This is a genomic window from Commensalibacter oyaizuii (assembly GCF_029953265.1).
In the GTDB taxonomy this organism is placed as follows: Bacteria; Pseudomonadota; Alphaproteobacteria; order Acetobacterales; family Acetobacteraceae; genus Commensalibacter; species Commensalibacter oyaizuii.
The window spans coordinates 171,281-191,354 of sequence record NZ_JASBAO010000001.1 but is presented as its reverse complement, the minus strand read 5'-3'; the positions used below and the strand labels follow the sequence as shown (position 1 = coordinate 191,354).

The window sequence follows — 20,074 nt, the reverse complement described above, 5'->3', positions numbered from 1 at the left end:
TTTATACCAACCGTACCGAAGTTAAACCTTTTTCTTGAAGACGCATCCAATGCGTTACTCTTTCTTTATAGTCATTCCATAAAGACAATTGTCGTGTAAAGCAGATCACACCAACCCCCCTATTCTGTGCAACGTTTAACATCTCTAATAAAGGGACCATTAACTCAATAGCGTATCCTTCTGCAGGATATTCCAATAATAACAAATCTGGTGTCCCCAATAAAGCACGGACGCACGCTGCACGTGCTAAATCAATAGAAGTCATCTGCCGCGGGACATCCGTAGGAAGTCCAGGATATCCAAAATGATGGCATAGTACCAAAGCTTGCGCTATTAACTTATCAATATCAACAGAAGTATGATGCAACATCGGCAATAAAATATTAATGCCAACGCTATACATATCCATCCACCCCCCTTTCTGAAAAACGCGACCAATACGACCACGCAAAGCAGATAACCGAGGTTCATGTAAAGAGACCCAATTCAACCCCTTGAAATGAACTGTTCCTTCTCTTAAATGAACCAGCCCACTACATAAATCAGCAAAGACTGAAGCAGCCTCTAAATCACGACATTCAATGAGAACGCATTCACCTGCTCTAACTTTTAAATTAAAGGCGACAGGGGGCAAACTACTTTCATCAAATGAAGGTTTTGCATTTTCAAGCTCAAGCAATACTTTAGTTGCCATCGATTAAAATTCCAATGTAAATAAAATATTCACGACCATGATTATCATAATCCCCCGTGTAAAGCCTTTGGGTAATAAAGTTGCCGGCTCATCATCATTTTTAACATTCATTCCGGTAATACATGATCCAACCCCAATCATAAAACCCATGACAGTGAACTTTAAAGGAACCAATACGTAATCCCACACTGACATCGCTGATAAAATATTACTGTAAAACGTCCAGATTGAATCCTGCATCGTTCCCATCATATAGGTTACGACGTACCCCATAAATAAAGATACAGTACCAAAAATCATCCCTAGACAAAAGCTGCCAACCATAAAAGCCCAAGCCTTAGGAACGACAATCGTAACAAATGGATCAATTCCTAGGGCGGTAAACGACCTTAACTGCCCCCCCATTGCCAATAAACTGCATTCTGTCACGGCCAGAATGCCATTACGTCCAAGCAAAATCATTCCAACAAGAATAGGAGCAACCTCACGAACCAAGACCGTTATCAAAATTGGCCCAGTCATCTTCGTTAAACCCGTTGCACCCAACCAAAAAATCGCCTGAGAGACAACAGCCAAGCCAGCCAAGGAAGCAGTGAAAAATGTACTAAAAAAACCACCGCTGACGACTTGCCCCAAAGTTCTTTTAAATTCGTAGCGCACTGTACGACGCCATGTTAAGGGAGAGATACTTTCGATCAATACCCCCCAAGATGCAGCCAAAACACCCAAAAAGAAGCGCAAATAACTACGAACAGCCTTGCCAATAACAAATAAGACCGGCCGCAAATACCAAATTAATAAAATGCCCAGTTTTTTGACAAGTGAAAAAGGCCCTGGGGGTACTTGCTTTAACTGCACCGAAAGGCGTTGTGTATTCTCTACTTCACGACTACGAATAGCTTCGACATACTGTTCGACATCCTCTATGCTGTCCTTGTTCAAATCAGACAGCATGGCCTCTATACGATTGTCTTGTTTCCCTTCTTGCTCTGAAGGAGGGTCATTTAAGTCCTGTGCGTTATTCATCGTCTACCAGCAAGAATAAATGCATGAGAAATACCCCGTTTGGGAATAAAAAAGCTGCCTCTTGACCTAAATAGAAAATCATTACGCAGCCCAAGATAAGCAGATTGCGTGACTTGTATCGTTCCACCGTCTTTTGCCATACTGGCCATTAATGCAGACATTCCAACGGTGGGCCCCCACAATGTAAAGGTTTTGGGCTCTTTCCCAAGCCAAGAACCAATTGCAGGCCCAACATCAATACCAATTCCAAAGTTAGACTCTGACCCCATACCAGGAATCATTTCCATACATGCCGCCCGCATGTCTAGTGCTGCATGTGCCAACCGAATAGGTGCTGTAACATCAGGTTCTTTTGTACAACCAGCCACGGCAATAATATGTTCACCGACCATTTTCACATAGAACAGCCCATATTTCTTAGCAATATCTTGCAAGACGATAACCAATTCTTCAACGTGTTTAATTAAATCGATTGAAGAATCAATATCAGAAGTCAAATAACCACTAAAAGCAATATTCATCACAGCGACTTCTGGGTATAATCCTTTTTGATTGTTTGAATCTAAAGTATCAAAATGAATGTTCTGATAATTTGCAGTACCTGGTGGCAATATGTAATCAGATCCGCCGTCTTTTTGTATTGTTAATAAATCATCTTGGACATTTTTGGTTAACTCATCAATTGATGACGCATGCTCAGCATGTGAAACGTCTCCATAATGAGCAACCGCGGCTTCCAATTTTACTGATGCTGCAACCAAACGAATACCGACCAAACCTGCAAAAATCTTGGTGATATGATGGATATTACGTGCGTAAGGAGAATCTTCAATGATAACTGCCCCTATTACACCACTTTTCCCTAGCACAGGGGTAACAAGTAAAGATTGAGTAGAAGCAGCTTTCATAAATAAACGATATAGGCCAGATACACGTTTATCTTGCGAAGCGTCTTTGACCTCTATAATTTCCCCCTCTTTTAACGCTGCTAGAAAATTGGGAATTTCTTGATCAGAAAACTGTATTCCACCTGCATGATTTCCATCTTCAGCATCATACAAATCATTACAAAGCAAGTTCTTACCATTTTCTGACAACTGCCAAACACTAACCCTACGTGCAGAGACAAGCTGACATAACCCTTCGGTTAAAATTAGAGCATCATTGTTGGGATCAAACACCTCTGGAACAGAGGTAACCATCTCAATGGCACTATTTTCGTGCTCTGCAATTGTTTGAACATATTTAAATCGTTTACCCAAACGATCCATTCGATGACCTTGGTAGATCAACAACCCAGCCATCCCGGCAGCTAAGGCAACAGCAAGCAAAGAAAATAAAAGATTTTGCTTACCCCCTGTTACAGCAAAGTTAGAAAAGTCATCCTCTGGTATAACAATAAGAACCACCCATTTTTGTACTGATTCTGGCAATTGAGACGTTATGCTTATATAAGTTCCCTTAATTGTTTGATCTTTTAAATTTTGAGCTGCATTGTTCTTAGAGTTCGTTGGCGATGTTGATGGATCTTTTCTTTCCATATGAAAAGAACGTATACCGACACCATGCACTAAAAACTGATCATATGCCCTGGCCATTATAGGATTAGAATCAGGATTAATTTTATTACCTTGTGGTTTCCAACTTTTATCACCAAATTTTAATAATAAATCAGGAGATGCGATAACATTCCCTTGACGATCTACAATAATTGCTTGCGAGTGGGGACTGATATTCAAAGATGATAAAAATGTTGTCAGTTGTTGTAACGAAATATTAACAGCTAAAACTGATTTTCTACCATCACGATCAACAAAAGGTATAGACGCCGTAACTACCAGCCCTTGTTTTGACGCCATCAAAACAGGGGGTGACCACGTTAAACGTTTAGCTTCCATAGCTTGCTTATACCAGGAACGAAGCCTTGGATCATATGCGTTTGCAGGTCGATAGGATGTACTAATTTTTTTACCACTAAGGGTCATATATTCTTCTAAAAAACGTCCACCTTGTTGGTCAGGTTTAAGGGTGATAATGCGAATACGGTCGGGATCATCCACTGTACGTTCAACCATCGTAAAATTACCATCTGCATCTGCAAGGTAAAATGACTGTATTTGTTTTGTTTGCCTTAAACTGCTTAGTACATAGGTATAAAACATGCCCGTTTTATATTCAGATGGTATATGACTTAACATATCCACGGCTAAACTACCACCAATAGTCGCTGGATTTAAGTAAGTTAACACCTCTTGGGAGACTCTTGATTGTTCTGTCTTTAAAATAACGTGAGTTAATTTTAAAATGCCTGCTTTGGTCGTACGATATGAGTGCAACGTAACCCCAACCACGACAATCACGACTAAAACCACCCCAAGAACAGGAACCCCTACTCTTAAAAACAAACGCCACAAGCGATTGACAGGATCCTTTGTTGGATCAACGACTTCACCAGCAGGCACCTGAATCCCCCTTTACCAGAGTTAAAAAATAATTGGTTCATAACCACAAAGTAATTACAATATAATAAAAATTGTCATTCCAATAATTTATTTTTACACGTTCAGTCCAACAAAAACAATGTTTAAGCTGTTAAAGATATAAGACAATAACTAGACAACGTCAAAAAGGTTCGCTGCAAAATATACATTAAATAATTTAAAAGTATCAAATTCATTCGTTCTGTTTATAATTTAAAAATCATTATTTCAATTTACTTATAATTTTATAAATGTTTATAATTACAAAACTATAAACTTATTTTTTAATGGTTCCGTATATGTCTTTCGCTTTTTCTGTTTTATTCGTGTGTCTTGGTAATATTTGTCGATCTCCCATGGCAGAAGCCGCTTTTATAGCCGAAGTAGAGAAAAGAAATCTAAACATCAACGTTGATTCTGCTGGAATAGGCCCCTGGCATATCGATAATCCACCCGATCCCCGCACAATTAAAGAGGTTGCAAAACACGGAATTGATATTCGGCATTACCTAGGCAGGCAAATCCAACCTCACGATTTCCAACAATTTACACATATCATTGGAATGGACCACAAAAACATCACCGCCCTTTTAAAGATGGCGCCAAGCTCGGCAAAAGATAAGATTTGTTTATTAATGGATTTTGTACCAGGACAACAAGGAACGGAAATCGCTGATCCCTATTACGGAAATCAAGATGATTTTGAACGAACCTGGAAACAAGTTTATCAAGGAGTATCACATCTTGCAGTATATTTCGAGCAACGATTATGAATAAAATATCCCCTTTGCTTCGGCTTGCTGAGCAGCGATTAAATCAAATTATTGAAAAAGCCCAGCCTTTGACACAAGGTGATTTATCCGATGCATATTTGATCACCACAAATATACAACAAAGCTATGTCATAAAGAATGGGCATTCGCCAAAGATAGAAGCAGATATGTTGCGCTTTTTAGCCAAACATCACATTGATGTTCCCAAGGTTATTTTTGCAGATTCTCATATACTGATTTTAGAAGTTATTCAGGAAACAAACTGTCTATCGCAAGAAGCTTGGCAAAATCTAGGCGAAACCATAACCAAACTGCACCAAATTCAACACCAAAATTATGGATGGCATGAAGATTACGCATTTGATCGGGTTCCTTTACACAACCAATTTTGTGATAACTGGGTCGAATTTTGGGGGAATTATCGTCTAGCCTGTTATTTAGAAAATTTACCTATTAAAACCGGTAAACAAATCGAAATCTTAGTTAAAAATTTACATAATTATATCCCCACAAATCCGACTCCTTCTTTACTACACGGGGACTTGTGGACTGGAAATATTCTTACCAACATTAATCGTTCTTATTTGATCGATCCAGCATGCTATTTTGGTCATAACGAAGTTGATATTGCTATGCTTAATATTTTTGGCAGCCCCCCTTCATCCTTTTATAAACACTATCCTTTATTAAACCAAGGATGGGAAGATCGTTTACCTATTTATCAGCTTTTCCCTGCACTAGTACATTATATACTATTTGGTGACTATTATTTAAATATGATCCACACACTACTAAATCGCTTAAAAGTTTAATTCATTCAAATATTGGTCTCATGTCTCAAAAACCACAAGATTACGTTGCTAATACCTATGCACCCCGTGCTGCTGATTATGTCAATAGCCAGGTTCATGCCAACGGCCCTGATTTACTCTATATAAGAAATTTACTTCAAAATGAAAAACAGGCTTTTACTTTGGATTTGGGTTGCGGAGGAGGACATGTAAGTTATACCATAGCACCGTTGGTTAAACAGGTCGTTGCATGCGATATTACGCAAAGCATGTTGGATAGTGTTCAACAAACAGCTAAAGATCGTGATCTGTCAAATATCGAAACCCAGTGTGCGCCTGCTGAATGTTTGCCCTTTGACCAACACACCTTTGACTGGGTTATTAGTCGTTTCAGTGCCCACCACTGGCATGACTTAGCCTCGGGATTAAAAGAAATAAAGCGCATATTAAAACCCAAAGGTAAGGCGATTTTAATTGATACCTTGGCTCCATTAGATAAAACAGCAGATACCCATTTACAAACAATTGAGTTATTACGAGACCCCTCTCATGTCAGAAATTATAACTTGGCAGAATGGGTAAATCTATTTTCTACTTTTAGCTTAAATCTATTATCAGTTACTCAACATCGATTAAGACTAGAATTCCAAAGTTGGACAAACAGGACAAAAACACCTGATCTATTTAAAAATACAATTTTAATCCTGCAAAAGAACGCTCCTTTAGATGTCAAAAGCACCCTTAATTTTGAACAAGACGGCAGTTTTACTTTGCCCACAGCTGTTTTTGTAATCGAAGCATAAGAATTTTCCTGATAAGATCTATAAAACCTTATCAGGATCCAATGTTCTTTTAATGTTTTAAAAGCATAAGGGCGCCGATAATGTTACCAGGATCAACTTTACCAATTAAAGATGCATCCGGTGCATAAACATTCCCATCCTTTTGCAAATGCCCAGCGACAGTATTGTTCATATTATAAATGGTTCCTGTGGCCGCATCATAACGACCAACCTGCACATTACTTTTATTAAATATAGCGCCAGAACGATCGACCCGACCAACAAGTTGCTTATCGGTGCCATAGACAGAACCGTTGGCGTCAACGCGTCCTTTAAATCCACTGACATTATCGTAAATATTGCCATTTTGATCAATATGTCCAACTTCTTTACCTGTACTATCAAGAATAGCACCTTTTGCCATCACATTTGAGGTAGATAGCATTAAAGCAACACCAGCAGCAGCCATTGCCCATACCATCTTATTTTTTTTAATATTTTTTGATTGCATCATTATGCCCTTTCATTTTTTATAATAACCAAGCCTAGCATAATATATAAACTTACGCCAGAATTCGCAATTTGCAGATCAATAGTATAAATTAATATTGTTAAAAATAAGATGAATAAATTATGGATTATAAATATAACGTGTAACTATTTTTGCATCTGTTTTGAATTAACAGGTTTATAATATACATGATAAACTGAACGAAATTGCTTTTACATCGTTCGTTAAAGTTTCAACAACAATATGACCAATTCCCATTTTTGCAATCGTTTGCACATTTTTCAAATGCACTCCACCATAAACTTCCAATACAGCTTGATTATTAGACAGTGCTATAGCTTTTTCAATATCATCAAGTAAAAACTGAAATAAACTAACTTTCTTGGCACCACATTGTAACGCTATTTGTAACTGTTGCAGATTCTCCACTTCGATTTGCACAAAATCCTGAGGATACATTCCAAAAGCTAATTTCAAAGCACTAGCCACCCCCCCCATTGCATCGACATAATGTTTTTGTATGTAAACACCCTTATAAAATGCAGGCAGATATTCCTCACCCCCTCCTACACGTACAGCATATTGCTGTGCTTTTTCTAATCCAGGAATGGCGGAAATGCCATGATATATCCTAGCCCCCCAATCAGATACTAATCTAACATAGTGCTGGGTGTGTGTTGCAATTGCTGATAAGAATTGCAAAAAGTTCAGAATAACTTGTTTAAGACGTAAAATATCAGATAGTTTCCCTTTTAAGGTACAAATTCTGTCCCCCGCCAAAACAGATGCCCCTTCAACAACATGCCATTGAATAAACCCATCCTGACTTACCTTTGCCATGGCACTATCGACCCATGGGGCACCACAAAGTATACAATCCTCATCTACAATAATTTGAACTTCAACATATTGATCCATATTCATAAAAATCTGATGAACAGGATTACCTTCTACTTTTTCACTTAATGCCTGAATAACACTTCGCTCCAAAGCTTTTTTTAATTCAGAATCTAATGGTTGAAAAGGGTTCACCAAATCAGATTTGATTGCAAAAAACATAGATAATCCTTTATAATTTATACATCGTTATTATAGAATATAGACACTATAATTCATTTAAAATGTAAGGTAATTTATCAATAACATCAAAAACAAAACGGTATTCTGATCTATACGTTATAACGTTAAGTGCCGACCCGTATAACCATTTAAAAAGTTTTTGTTTTTTAACTTGAATTATGCTTTGCCTCTTTTCAAATTTTAAGATAAAACGACACACAGAAACGTTACCGTTCTTGATATTAAAGTTAAGCCATTTATTTTAAATAATAAACTAAAATGGCCAATGATATTTAAAATACCTGACGATCAAAAGGCTATATCATGAACCGCTTTCAAATCAACAAATTACGTAATCTTTGCTATTTTATGGAATGATAACTTGAGCGATACTTCTACAAATGTTCCATCAACTAATAACTTTAATGAAAAATTGTCATTATGGGTTATCATTATTTTGGGATTATTAACCGCCATTGGCCCATTGGCAACCGATATGTACCTTCCTGCCTTTCCGCAGATCAATAAAGATTTAGCAGGATATGGTAACGGTGCTGCACAGATGACCCTGACCGTATGGTTTATCGGTCTTGCCGTTGGACAATTTTCAATTGGCCCCATTTCTGATCGTTTTGGACGCAGAGCCCCATTGTTCATTGGCATGATAACATTTACCATTGGCTCAATTGGTTGTGCAATTTTCTCAGACTTCTATTTATTTTGCTTTTGCCGCCTACTGTCTTCGATTGGTGGCTCTGCTGGGATGGTTATTCCAAGGGCAATGGTCCGAGATATTTCATCTGGATCTGTAGGCATTAAAATTATGGCGCAGCTTGCCTTGGTATCTTGTATTGTGCCAATCATTGCACCTACCTTAGGGGGATTACTCGTCGCCCAATTCCCTTGGCGAATATTGTTTTGGATCATGGGTGTATACGGCATTCTTGGAACCATTGCTATCTATTTTACCCTGCCTGACACATTAGCCATTCAATATCGTATTCGTTCCTCCCTGCGTTCAATTTTATGGCGATATGTAAGAATTATTCGTGAACCTATCTTTTTATCAAATACGTTGATAACCAGTTTTGCATTATTCATGATTTTTGCCTATCTGAGCGGAACGCCCGATGTCTTAAGCAACGTCATGCATCTTTCCAAACTACAATTGGCTTTATGGTTTGGTATTAACTCTTTTGTTATTGCAGCATGCAACCAAATTAATGGTTTATTAGTTCATAAAATTAAACCTTATATTATGCTAAATATTGCAATTAATATTGCATTCGTAACCAGTATTGCTTTTTTAGTTATTTGCTTACTTCCTATTCCTTTAACAACTTGGGGAATAATTATCTATTGTGCACCGATTGTTATTATTATGGGATGCCTTGGATTTGTATTTCCTAATTGCACCATTTTTGCCTTTACCTTACATGGAAGACGTGTCGGCAGTGCCTCTGCGCTTTTAGGAACAATTCAATTTGTTTTAGGTGCAATAAGTAGTTGGATGATGGGCAACTTTCATTTAACCAGTATGATGCCTGTTGCAGTTGGTGTGTTTATCGGTGTATTTGGCTTTTTTGTTTTAAATTTATGGCGCAGAACCGCCACTAGAAATATTATTAAAAAAATGAAGCATCGCGTGCAACAAGGCCATCATAATTATTATCGTTTTATAAAAGATCTAGATTAATCAAATTACAAAAGCCCGATCAAATAAATGATCGGGCTTTTTTTAGATTACATACAAATTAAGATTAATTTAATTGCAAAGCCTTATCTGCAAAATCGTGCAGCCTGTTATAAACGGTAAAGTCTTTTTGTAACTCGGCTTCTCTAGCAGGGAATATCTTTTTAATTCTTTCCGCCCATGCCCCTTTGACCTGTTCTGGAAAACACTGCTCTATTAAACCAAGCATCACTGATACAGATACCGAAGCCCCAGGGGACGCACCCAACAATGCTGCCAAAGATTTATCACTGGCTGTAATTACCTCGGTACCCATTTGCAAAATAGAACGCCCATATGCATCCCTTTTGATAATTTGTACGCGTTGCCCTGCTATCTGACGTGTCCAATCATTTTCTTTGGCCATAGGATAAAAACGATGCAATGCAGCCATTCTTTTTTCCATAGTCTGCGTACTTTGTTCGATCAAATAACGAACGAAATCAATATTATGTACACCAACGGATATTAACGATTCAATATTATCTAAACGAACCGATGAAATTAGATCAAAATAAGATCCTTTTTTAAGAAATTTCGTTGTGAAACCTGCGTATGGCCCAAACAGAATAGATTTTTTTCCGTCTATCACGCGTGTATCCAAATGCGGTGCTACGACAGTGGGTAATCCTTCACTAGACAACCCATATACCTTGGCATGATGCCGTTCTACAATTTCTGGGTTATCACAACGCAACCATTGTCCACTGACAGGAAACCCACCGATACCTCGACCTTCTGGAATACCTGATTTTTGAAGCAATAATAATGCCGCACCACCAGCACCAACGAAAACAAATTTTGACCGGATGATACTTTCATGATCGGTAATAGTATTTTTACTCTTTATTTCCCAGACATCGCCAACACGTGTAATATCTTCTACTTTTTCACAATACCCAACATTAATATTGTCTTGGGCATCTAAATGAGACAATAATTTGCGGGTTAATGCCCCATAATTGACATCAGTTCCTCCTTCGACACGGGTTAACGCCATTTTTTGATGTTCTGAACGCCCTTCTGCAACCAAAGGTGCCCATTCGTTAATTTGCTTGTGGTCGTCTGAAAAAACCATCTTAGCAAAACCTGGATATTCACGCAGTTGCTCATACCGCCTTTTTAAAAACCCTACATTATCTTCACCTTGAACAAAGCTTAAATGAGGTACTGCATTAATAAAATCTCGTGGCGAATTGAAAGCACCTTTATCGACTAAATGACTCCAGAACGATCTTGAAACCTCAAATTGGGCATTAGTTAAGATCGCTTTTTTCAAGTTCATCTCCTGACCAGGAATAAAAGGGGTGTAATTCAACTCACATAAGCCCGCATGACCTGTTCCCGCATTGTTCCACGGACTTGAACTTTCTTCAGCTCCAGTACTACGGATCTCTAAAATTGTCATTTTGATGTCGGGATTAAATTCATTCAATAATGCGCCTAAAGTAGCACTGACAATACCAGCACCAACTAAAACAGCATCTTTAATTTCATTTGTAGATATATTTTTCATTTTACCGCACGTTTTTCATTAACTCAGCAGAATCAGCTTTTGACCACTATACTGTATAATCTGGAATTGACCTATATTAGCTTTGATAATATTTTCGAGAACACTGCTTTATTATACATGTATATATTACAAATAAAAAAATAATAAATAAATAATATTATCCATAAAGAAGAATTTTAAAGTAAAAATATAATAATAAATAAAAATATAAGTTATAATTATTTCAAAAATAAAAATTTTTTTAATTAATACATATTTTTATACAATTTTATTTTATATTTACTTTTTACTTCATGTATGTGACATTTATTTACGCCACCTGATCTCAAAGATTTGATCTTTCGCCACTTTTCATTTAAAAAAATTATAAAGTCAGTAAATGAATATATGACTTTATACATATTCTTAATCCTTTTCTTTTTATAAGGATGCTATGATGTCGGATCATGATCCAACTTTACCCAATGAACCTGTCATTGACCTACGTGCAGTAAGTCTTGCACAAAATTTCAAACTGGCATTGACAGACTTGATTCAAGGGACATTAAATTGGCGTTTAAATTTTAAATTGGGATTACTGGATACGAAACTAAAATATCGAGGTTCAATATTAGGGCCTTTTTGGATCACCATCATTATGGCTTCAAAAATTGGCACAATTGGCTTTTTATATGCGTACTTACTACATATCAGTTTGCATGATTACCTACCCTTTATTTCATTATCCATCATTTTATGGATATATATTAGCGGTATTATGAATGACAGCTGCTCTATCTTTACCAACGCAAGGCAACTAATTCTGTCAACCCGCATTCCCTACAGCGTCTACGCATGGCGCCATATCATTGCTCATGCATTTATTTTTCTTCATAACCTTGTTGTCATCGTTATTGTTTTCTCTATCTTTAAAATCTTTCCAAAAAATTTATATTTGTTACCTCCTGCGGCGTTTTTGTGGATTGCAGACAGTTTATCCATTTGTTTGTTATTAGGCATTTTAGGAACGCGTTTTAAAGATATCCCCCCTATTGTTGCCAATATCACGCAAGCACTCTTCTTTATAACACCCATAGTCTGGAAACCTAGTCTATTAAGTTTTAATAATAGTTATATATTATTAAATCCTTTTTATCCGTTAATAGAAATTATCCGTGGCCCCATTTTAGGCGAACCTCTTTCCTCATCCTTATGGTGGGCTGCTGTTGGTTATAGTGTTGTATTGTGGATTTTAACTTTACTGATTTTTAGTAAAACCCGTTTTCGTATCCCATACTGGATGTAGTCATCATGCCAAGTATTGATGTTCATAATTTATCAATAGTCTTTCCACTATACCATGAAAATACACGCAATTTGCGTAATATGACCCATTTGTTTATGTCAGGACGATTAAAAAAAGATCAACACCATAAAATCCTGGTCGAAGGATTAAGAAACATCAGTTTTTCTTTAAATACAGGTGATCGAGTAGGCTTAATTGGTCATAACGGTGCTGGAAAAACAACCTTGCTACGCACAATGGCTGGTATTTACGAGCCCATTACAGGACATATTCGTATTCAAGGCAGTCTGAGTACCCTACTAGATCCATCTTCAGGTATGAACATGGACTTAACAGGTCGAGAGAATATTCATTTAAAATGTCTGATGAACGGATATTCCCAAAAGCAAACACAAGAAATCGAAGAAAGTGTTAAGGACTTTTCAGAATTAGGCTCTTATCTTGACATTCCCGTCCGTACTTACAGCTCAGGTATGCAATTACGATTAGGATTTGGTCTGACAACAGCAATTGCCCCTCAAATCCTTATGATGGACGAATGGTTTTTAACGGGCGATGCTGGTTTCATTATTAAAGCAACAAAACGTATAGAACAAATCGTTCAAAAATCTCAAATTTTGGTCGTCTCTACCCACTCACCAGAAATTATTATTAAATGGTGTAACCGTGTTCTATGGCTTGACCAAGGTTTTTTAAAAATGGATGGGTCACCAGAAGAAGTTTTACCAATTTATCTTAATAAATCCTATGAAGAAATCCTACCTAAAGACGCAGGCAATAATACTGATATCGTTCAAAAAGAATAATTTTTTCATCGACAATCATTATTTACCATACAGAATAATTGTTTTTAGCATTAACTTGTAAAAATCCCCCTATTCATTTTGAATAGAGGGATTATATATCACGTTAGAATTAGTTTAATTTAATTCAGAAGTCGTATTGCGGGGGGCTCTACCGTTAGCTTTAGCAACCTTTTTACCCCAAACAACTAAGTCTGGAGAACAATCCTGTGGATCAATATCCACTTCAATCAATGTTGGGCCATCTTTATGGGCTAATGCTGTTTTCATTGCTTGTTCAAGCTCCGCACCATTTTTAGCCTTTAAACCAAGACCTTTGCCATCTTCGGCGTTAAACACTTTAATTAAACCAGCGTAATCCCAGTTTTTAATACGATTATATGGACCATCATGAATTTTTACTTCGATCGTATAACCGCGATTGTTAATTAAAATAATAATGATAGGCAGATTACGGCGGATCATCTGCCCTACTTCCTGGGCTGTTAATTGGAACGAACCATCACCAACCATCATAATATTACGGCGGTTTGGTTCAGAAACTGCGTATCCAAACATAGAAGGTACAGACCAGCCAATATGTCCCCATTGCATTTCTGATTCTACTCGCGCACCATTTGGTAATTTAAAGTGCATACCATGAAACCATGAATCCCCTGTTTCGAGGAATAAAGTTGTGTCTTTATTAATAGCAGCTTGAATTTGACGGCAAAGTTCGACTGTTGTTAATGGTGCTTGACCATCAGCAGTCTGAACAGCCTTTGGTGCAATATTTTTCGCTTTAAAAGCTTCTAAATATGCCGAATTTTTCTTTACATCAGGGGTAAACACAGGCAAGAAATCTTTTAAATAAACGCCACTAAACTCTTTTTTGCCCACGCGTGTATGATGAGCTGAAATAAAGATATCGCTTTCGCTTGTTAATTTTGAAGTCCAACCTACCGTTGAATAATCATTAAAGACGGCACCGATATAAATACGGCAGTCTGAATTTTTGACCAATTCTTCAACACCTGGAGCACTGATTTCGCCCCAGAACGTTCCTACATATTGAGGATTTTCCTCAGGGAAATATCCTTTTGCTTGGGCCATAGTAGCCACTGGGCAACCCAATTTATCAGCCAACTCGACAATATGTCGTTCAACGCCTGCAGAGCGTGCCTTGCCACCAACAACGATCACTGGGTTTTTAGCTTTTTCCAAGGATTCTAAACAAGCTTTTGCAGCTGCCTTTAAACTTTCATCATCACTAATTAGGCTATTGGTAATACTGCTAATTGGACCAGGTTCCGTACAAGGTTGGTTAGCAATATTACATGAAATTTCGATGTAAGCAGGTTTACGGTTACGTAAAGCATGACGAATAGCATGATCGATCAAGCATGGGGCTTCATCAGCGTGCGCAATAGAAACTGCTGCGCAAGTAATTTGCTTGGCCATCTCGAGTTGATAACGGTAATCGGAATACCCCATCGTGTGATGTAAAATATGTCCGCTGCCATAGTCATTATTATTAGGAGCACCAGAAATTAACAATAATGGCAAGTTTTCAGCAAATGCGCCACCTACAGCATTAAATGCACTGAACGCACCCACACTGAAGGTAACAACTGAAGCGCCCATGATACGTGAACGCGCATACCCTTCCGCAGCAAAGCCACAGTTTAATTCATTACAGCAATAAACCTGTTCCAAATCCTCAGCTTTTGCCATTTCATCGAGAAGGGTAAGATTATAGTCACCAGCAACGGCAAAAACATGATTTAAACCGAGTTGGGCCAAACGAGTAGCTAGATATTGACCAACAGTATATTCCACAAAAAGTCTCCTATTGAATATATTTTACACTATAATAGATAATCAAAATTGTTTTAATTTATTAATGTTTTACTGAAATAAATTAGCCTTAATAACATAAAAGATACTATTTATTTTATATAAAATAAATTTAAAACATTAATAAAATTAGTATAAATAACTATAATTAACCTATCATAGGGATCGAAAGATCGCAACATCGTGTTCTGAAATCGGTAGTAATGCACTTCTTATGACTTAAGGGGATAATCACTTGTTAATTATCTTAATAAACTCAACGAAAAAATATAATAACAAATTCCTCGAATATTCTTATTTAAAAGTCACAAAAAAGGAAGCTTTTGAATAATTATATTATCAATCTCTATAAAATAAGAAGTCACGCCATCATAATTTTGGTCAACAAAATTTTTATGATTTATAAGTTTTTTTAATCTTCAAAATTACAAAAAACAAGAATCACAAATTCAAACCTTAAATAGGCCATAAAAATCTACTCAAATAATTTTATATGAGACCTGAACCTAAAACTATAAATATTTACGAAGATAAAATTTAGTAAACAAATAGTAATAAATATTTACCATTTATTAATAATATGCTATAAAATGATTATCAAAACTTTTTCAAGATTGATTTGGTGAGCCGGGAGGGATTCGAACCCTCGACCATTCGATTAAAAGTCGAATGCTCTACCAACTGAGCTACCGGCTCTTTTTTTACCGCTCTATTATCGTGCGATGTGCATTGAATAGTGGTTATTTAATAAGAAGTCAACCACTATTTTCACTTTTTTTAAGAATTAAAAATTACTCGGCAACGACGCTCATTTTTATAATACGGTCTGGATCATTTACCATACCATTTGCACCACCACCGCGTTTAATCTGATCCACTAATTCCATTCCTTGGGTAACCTCACCAACGATTGTATATTGACCATTTAAATGGGGGGCGTCTGCAAACATAATAAAAAACTGGCTGTTTGCACTATTTGGATCCATTGTACGGGCCATTCCAATCATGCCACGACGAAATGATTCCTCTTTGGTAAATTCTGCAGGCAAATCAGGCAAATCGCTTCCTTTAGTACCTGTACCACTTGGATCACCGCCTTGGGCCATAAAGCCCTCTATTACGCGATGAAATGGGGTTCCATCATAAAATCCTTTTTCCGCTAACACACGGATACGTTCGGCTGCCAAAGGTGCCAAATCGGGGCGTAACTTAATAATTACAGTTCCATTTTTCAGTTCCATGTGAACAATGTTATTTTGATTGTTTGTAGTCATTGTAATACTTTCATAAAATTAATAATTTTCTTTTTTGTATTGCTGTTGAATCCGTTTCAGCGTGGCTTTCGGAACGAAAGAGGAGACATCCCCCCCCAGTCGAGCCACCTCTTTCACAAAACTTGATGCAATACTTCGATTTTGCTCTGTAGCAACTAAAAAAACGGTTTCAATATCTGGGGCCAAACACTGATTCATCAAACACATTTGAAATTCCATGTCAAAATCTGTTGCCTGCCGCAAACCACGAACAATAACGCTGGCATTATTTGCTTTGACACAGTCAACCAGTAAATTATCAAAACCAATGACTTTGATAGCACAGCCTTTATGGTTCAAGACACGACAAGCATCGCCAAAAACTTCGATTAAAGATTCGTGAATACATGCAACCCGTTTGTCTAACCCCCAAAAAGGCCGTTTATTTTCATTTAACGCAACCCCAATGATCAATTCATCTACTAAGTGCACTGCACGTTTAATGATGTCTAGATGACCATTGGTAATAGGATCAAATGTTCCTGGATAAAATCCAATTCTTGGTTTTGAGTTATTCATCGCCAGTTTCTGATACTATAACAGTTTCATCCAAAATTTCTTCAGACGGTTCATCTTCATCAGAATCATCAATAACAGGGAAAACGCTGCGAACTGTTTCCCCATCGTCGATACGGAACAAATTCACCCCCATCCCCGAACGAGCAGTAATACGAACCTGTTTTACTGGGACACGAATTAAACGGCCTTTGTCTGTAATTAGCATGACATCTGTATTGTCCATAACTGCAAAAGTGGCAATAACTGCATCGCCATTTTTACCTGCTAAATTAATATTTGTTATGCCTAGACCACCACGACCACTAACACGATATTCATAAGCAGAAGAACGTTTACCGAACCCTGCATTGGTAACAGTTAGTAATATTTCCTCTGATCGCTCTAATAAATTTAAACGATCAAGCGTTAATTCTGCATCCCCTTCACCGCCATCCTCTTCAATTTCAATGGTGTCTTCAATTTCAGTATCAAGTTCAGCATCAATATTTTCAGCTCGACGTTTGGCATTGCTGTAACGTAAATAGGCAGCACGTTCGGCAATCGTTACATCAACGTGGTTAAGAACGCACATAGAATTAACTTCATCCCCCTCGCCCAGTTTAATGCCTCGGACCCCAGTACTACCGCGCCCTGCAAAAACACGCAAAGTGTCATCTGTAATTTGAAAACGTACAGCACGCCCTTTACGCGAGGCCAGTAAAACATCTTGCCCATCATGACAGGTTGCTACACCAATCAAACGTTCATCTTCATCTAACTTCATTGCGATCAAGCCGGAAGAACGAATATTGCCAAAATCACTTAAACGATTACGACGAACATTTCCCTTTGACGTTGCAAAAACCAAATGAAGATTAGTCCACATTTCTTCATCTTGGGGCAATGGCAAAACAGCTGTAACTTCGTCCCCTCCCAAATCAGGCAGTAAATTAACCAGCGCCCTTCCTTTAGAAGTTGGGCTGGCCTCAGGCAGATGCCAAACTTTGGCACGATAAGCCTTACCACCAGAGGAAAAGAAAATAACCCATTGATGAGTATGAGCATTAAAAGAACGGGTAATAATATCGTCCCCTCTTCTTCCCGCCCCTGTTCTGCCACGTCCACCGCGATTTTGCGATCTGAATGTTTCCAAAGGTGTGCGCTTAATAAAGCCATCACGGGTAATGGTCACCACCATTTGTCCAGGTTCAATCAAGCTTTCGTCAGTCTGATCGCCTTCGTAATCGACAATATCAGTCATTCTAGCACATGCGATTTCACCGCGAACACGTAATAGTTCGTCACGCATAATTTCCATACGCCGAACATGACTGGCAATAATTTCTAATAACCATTCAATTCGCTTAGAAACTTCAAGTAACTCACTTTGGATTTTTTCACGTTCCAACCCTGTTAACCGTTGTAAACGTAACTCTAAGATACCGCGAACTTGTGCTTCACTTAAATAAACGCGCCCATCTTCTAAAACATTGCCTTCATCTTGAATCAAATCAAGCAAAGATTGAATATCAGCAGCAGGCCATGAACGTTGCATTAATTGCTCGCGTGCAGTGGCGGCATCTGGGGCAGAACGAATTAAAGCAATCACTTCGTCAATATTTGCAACAGCCAACATTAACCCAAGCAATAAATGGGCCCGATCCCTAGCTTTACCCAATTCATAACGAGACCTGCGTAATATTACTTCTTCACGGAATGTAATAAAAGCGGATAATGCTTCTTTCAGCCCTAATAATTGAGGTTTGCCGTTATTTAACGCCAACATATTCACCCCAAACGAGGTCTGAAGCTGGGTAAAACGATACAGCTGGTTTAAAACAACCTCTGGCGTTGCATCACGTTTAATTTCAATAACAATCCGCATACCAGAACGGTCACTTTCGTCACGGATATCAGAAATGCCTTCGATCTGTTTGTTACGAACCAGTTCAGCGATTTTTTCTTGCAACGTTGCCTTATTCACTTGATACGGAATTTCAGTGATAATAATCGCCTGTCGATCTTTGCGAATTTCTTCAACGTTAGCCCTACCACGAATTAGAACAGACCCGCGCCCCGTTGTATAAGCACTTCGGATGCCAGAGCGTCCAAGAATAATTCCCCCAGTTGGAAAATCTGGACCTGTTACAAATTCCATTAACTGTGGCAGCTCCAAATCTGGATTTTCAATCAAAGCCAAAGTTGCATCGATAATCTCACCTGGATTGTGGGTGGGAATATTGGTTGCCATCCCTACCGCTATACCAGAGGCCCCGTTAATTAATAAATTAGGGTAAGTAGCGGGTAAGACAACTGGCTCTTCTTCACTTTCATCATAGTTGGCCTGAAAATCAACCGTATCTTGATTAATATCTTCTAGTAAGAAAGTTGCAGGTTTTCCCAAACGTGCTTCGGTATAACGCATTGCCGCTGGGGAATCCCCATCAACAGATCCGAAATTCCCCTGCCCATCAACAAGGCGCACCCGCATTGACCAGTGTTGTGCCATACGCACCATGGCATCGTAAATCGATGAATCCCCATGTGGATGATATTTACTCATCACATCACCAACTGTACGTGCTGATTTGCGATAAGGCTTATCAGCCGTTAGTCCGCTTTCATACATTGAATATAAAATACGACGATGAACGGGCTTTAACCCATCACGCACATCTGGTAATGCACGACTAACAATTACAGACATCGCATATGCCAAGTAAGAGGTTTGCATTTCCTCTTCTACGGTTACGGGCATGATATCAGTCAACGGAGGAAGTGTATTTTCTGGTAGATCTGTCAAGGGAAATCCATTATTCAACTGTAAATTAAGTTAAAGTTTAATTTATTCTTCAAACATTTAATGAAATCATAAATTAATATAGTTTTAAGATTGTGATCATTGATAACATCCTGTTTTAAACAGATAATATAAAAAAATTTTACAATTTGCACTAAATTCTCAACATCATCAT

16 protein-coding genes and 1 tRNA gene are annotated in these 20,074 nt (G+C 37.8%); 6 read left to right on the top strand and 11 right to left on the bottom strand.

Annotated features, from left to right (window positions below; translation table 11 throughout):
- Position 1: 1 nt before the first annotated feature.
- From QJV27_RS00835 to QJV27_RS00825, 3 genes are read right to left on the bottom strand one after another with little or no spacing between them, the layout of a single operon-like run.
- Positions 2 to 694, bottom strand: coding sequence for a P-loop NTPase family protein (locus tag QJV27_RS00835; protein WP_281447097.1), 693 nt, complete (start codon positions 692 to 694; stop codon positions 2 to 4).
- A 3-nt stretch (positions 695 to 697) separates the two neighbouring features.
- On the bottom strand, positions 698 to 1,720 hold the full coding sequence (locus QJV27_RS00830) for an MlaE family ABC transporter permease (RefSeq protein WP_281447096.1): 1,023 nt from the start codon (positions 1,718 to 1,720) through the stop codon (positions 698 to 700).
- The gene (locus tag QJV27_RS00825; RefSeq protein ID WP_281447095.1) at positions 1,717 to 4,182 is read right to left on the bottom strand and encodes an adenylate/guanylate cyclase domain-containing protein; all 2,466 of its coding nucleotides are present in this window, start codon (positions 4,180 to 4,182) and stop codon (positions 1,717 to 1,719) included. The genes QJV27_RS00830 and QJV27_RS00825 overlap by 4 nt, the downstream gene beginning before the upstream one ends.
- A 317-nt stretch (positions 4,183 to 4,499) precedes the next feature.
- Here QJV27_RS00825 and QJV27_RS00820 point away from each other — a divergent pair, with 317 nt between their 5' ends.
- The 3 genes from QJV27_RS00820 to QJV27_RS00810 are packed head-to-tail and all read left to right on the top strand — an operon-like array spanning position 4,500 to position 6,567.
- Complete coding sequence (locus QJV27_RS00820; protein WP_281447094.1) at positions 4,500 to 4,973, top strand: low molecular weight protein-tyrosine-phosphatase; 474 nt, start codon at positions 4,500 to 4,502, stop codon at positions 4,971 to 4,973.
- Complete coding sequence (locus QJV27_RS00815) at positions 4,970 to 5,785, top strand: fructosamine kinase family protein (RefSeq protein ID WP_281447093.1); 816 nt, start codon at positions 4,970 to 4,972, stop codon at positions 5,783 to 5,785. Before QJV27_RS00820 ends, QJV27_RS00815 begins: the two co-directional genes overlap by 4 nt.
- Before the next feature lie 20 nt (positions 5,786 to 5,805).
- Positions 5,806 to 6,567 carry a class I SAM-dependent methyltransferase gene (locus tag QJV27_RS00810; protein ID WP_281447092.1) on the top strand — a complete coding sequence of 254 codons (762 nt, stop codon included), beginning with the start codon at positions 5,806 to 5,808 and terminating at the stop codon, positions 6,565 to 6,567.
- 49 nt (positions 6,568 to 6,616) lie between these two features.
- Here QJV27_RS00810 and QJV27_RS00805 read toward each other — a convergent pair whose 3' ends face one another.
- Together QJV27_RS00805 and QJV27_RS00800 are read right to left on the bottom strand one after the other, a co-directional pair.
- A complete protein-coding gene (locus tag QJV27_RS00805; protein ID WP_281447091.1) occupies positions 6,617 to 7,060 on the bottom strand; it encodes a hypothetical protein in 444 nt (147 codons plus the stop codon).
- 174 nt (positions 7,061 to 7,234) lie between these two features.
- Positions 7,235 to 8,116 (bottom strand): nicotinate-nucleotide diphosphorylase, encoded by an 882-nt coding sequence (locus QJV27_RS00800; protein ID WP_281447090.1) that lies wholly within the window; start codon positions 8,114 to 8,116, stop codon positions 7,235 to 7,237.
- 382 nt (positions 8,117 to 8,498) lie between these two features.
- Between QJV27_RS00800 and QJV27_RS00795 the strand changes: the two genes are divergently transcribed.
- Positions 8,499 to 9,812 (top strand): multidrug effflux MFS transporter, encoded by a 1,314-nt coding sequence (locus QJV27_RS00795; RefSeq protein ID WP_281447089.1) that lies wholly within the window; start codon positions 8,499 to 8,501, stop codon positions 9,810 to 9,812.
- 64 nt (positions 9,813 to 9,876) lie between these two features.
- Here QJV27_RS00795 and mqo read toward each other — a convergent pair whose 3' ends face one another.
- A complete protein-coding gene (gene mqo, locus QJV27_RS00790; protein ID WP_281447088.1) occupies positions 9,877 to 11,364 on the bottom strand; it encodes a malate dehydrogenase (quinone) in 1,488 nt (495 codons plus the stop codon).
- 433 nt (positions 11,365 to 11,797) lie between these two features.
- Between mqo and QJV27_RS00785 the strand changes: the two genes are divergently transcribed.
- Positions 11,798 to 12,649, top strand: coding sequence for an ABC transporter permease (locus QJV27_RS00785; protein ID WP_281447087.1), 852 nt, complete (start codon positions 11,798 to 11,800; stop codon positions 12,647 to 12,649).
- A gap of 5 nt (positions 12,650 to 12,654) precedes the next feature.
- Positions 12,655 to 13,455, top strand: coding sequence for an ABC transporter ATP-binding protein (locus tag QJV27_RS00780; protein ID WP_281447086.1), 801 nt, complete (start codon positions 12,655 to 12,657; stop codon positions 13,453 to 13,455).
- Positions 13,456 to 13,569: 114 nt separating this feature from the next.
- Here QJV27_RS00780 and QJV27_RS00775 read toward each other — a convergent pair whose 3' ends face one another.
- The 5 genes from QJV27_RS00775 to gyrA all read right to left on the bottom strand — a co-directional run bounded on the left by QJV27_RS00775 (position 13,570) and on the right by gyrA (position 19,857).
- The gene (locus QJV27_RS00775; protein WP_281447085.1) at positions 13,570 to 15,270 is read right to left on the bottom strand and encodes an alpha-keto acid decarboxylase family protein; all 1,701 of its coding nucleotides are present in this window, start codon (positions 15,268 to 15,270) and stop codon (positions 13,570 to 13,572) included.
- 638 nt (positions 15,271 to 15,908) lie between these two features.
- A tRNA-Lys gene (locus QJV27_RS00770) sits at positions 15,909 to 15,984 on the bottom strand.
- 95 nt (positions 15,985 to 16,079) lie between these two features.
- Positions 16,080 to 16,562, bottom strand: coding sequence for a peptidylprolyl isomerase (locus QJV27_RS00765; protein WP_281447084.1), 483 nt, complete (start codon positions 16,560 to 16,562; stop codon positions 16,080 to 16,082).
- Positions 16,563 to 16,580: 18 nt separating this feature from the next.
- A complete protein-coding gene (coaD, locus tag QJV27_RS00760; protein WP_281447083.1) occupies positions 16,581 to 17,120 on the bottom strand; it encodes a pantetheine-phosphate adenylyltransferase in 540 nt (179 codons plus the stop codon).
- Complete coding sequence (gene gyrA, locus QJV27_RS00755) at positions 17,113 to 19,857, bottom strand: DNA gyrase subunit A (protein WP_408869628.1); 2,745 nt, start codon at positions 19,855 to 19,857, stop codon at positions 17,113 to 17,115. The genes coaD and gyrA overlap by 8 nt, the downstream gene beginning before the upstream one ends.
- Positions 19,858 to 20,074: the final 217 nt, after the last annotated feature.

What these genes read in the sequence shown, in the direction of transcription:
- QJV27_RS00835 (WP_281447097.1), bottom strand. Translation starts at nt 694, where the DNA reads ATGGCAACTAAAGTATTGCTTGAGCTTGAAAATGCAAAACCTTCATTT.
- QJV27_RS00830 (WP_281447096.1), bottom strand. Translation starts at nt 1,720, where the DNA reads ATGAATAACGCACAGGACTTAAATGACCCTCCTTCAGAGCAAGAAGGG.
- QJV27_RS00820 (WP_281447094.1), top strand. Translation starts at nt 4,500, where the DNA reads ATGTCTTTCGCTTTTTCTGTTTTATTCGTGTGTCTTGGTAATATTTGT.
- QJV27_RS00815 (WP_281447093.1), top strand. Translation starts at nt 4,970, where the DNA reads ATGAATAAAATATCCCCTTTGCTTCGGCTTGCTGAGCAGCGATTAAAT.
- QJV27_RS00810 (WP_281447092.1), top strand. Translation starts at nt 5,806, where the DNA reads ATGTCTCAAAAACCACAAGATTACGTTGCTAATACCTATGCACCCCGT.
- QJV27_RS00805 (WP_281447091.1), bottom strand. Translation starts at nt 7,060, where the DNA reads ATGATGCAATCAAAAAATATTAAAAAAAATAAGATGGTATGGGCAATG.
- QJV27_RS00800 (WP_281447090.1), bottom strand. Translation starts at nt 8,116, where the DNA reads ATGTTTTTTGCAATCAAATCTGATTTGGTGAACCCTTTTCAACCATTA.
- mqo (WP_281447088.1), bottom strand. Translation starts at nt 11,364, where the DNA reads ATGAAAAATATATCTACAAATGAAATTAAAGATGCTGTTTTAGTTGGT.
- QJV27_RS00785 (WP_281447087.1), top strand. Translation starts at nt 11,798, where the DNA reads ATGATGTCGGATCATGATCCAACTTTACCCAATGAACCTGTCATTGAC.
- QJV27_RS00780 (WP_281447086.1), top strand. Translation starts at nt 12,655, where the DNA reads ATGCCAAGTATTGATGTTCATAATTTATCAATAGTCTTTCCACTATAC.
- QJV27_RS00765 (WP_281447084.1), bottom strand. Translation starts at nt 16,562, where the DNA reads ATGACTACAAACAATCAAAATAACATTGTTCACATGGAACTGAAAAAT.
- coaD (WP_281447083.1), bottom strand. Translation starts at nt 17,120, where the DNA reads ATGAATAACTCAAAACCAAGAATTGGATTTTATCCAGGAACATTTGAT.
- gyrA (WP_408869628.1), bottom strand. Translation starts at nt 19,857, where the DNA reads ATGCCCGTAACCGTAGAAGAGGAAATGCAAACCTCTTACTTGGCATAT.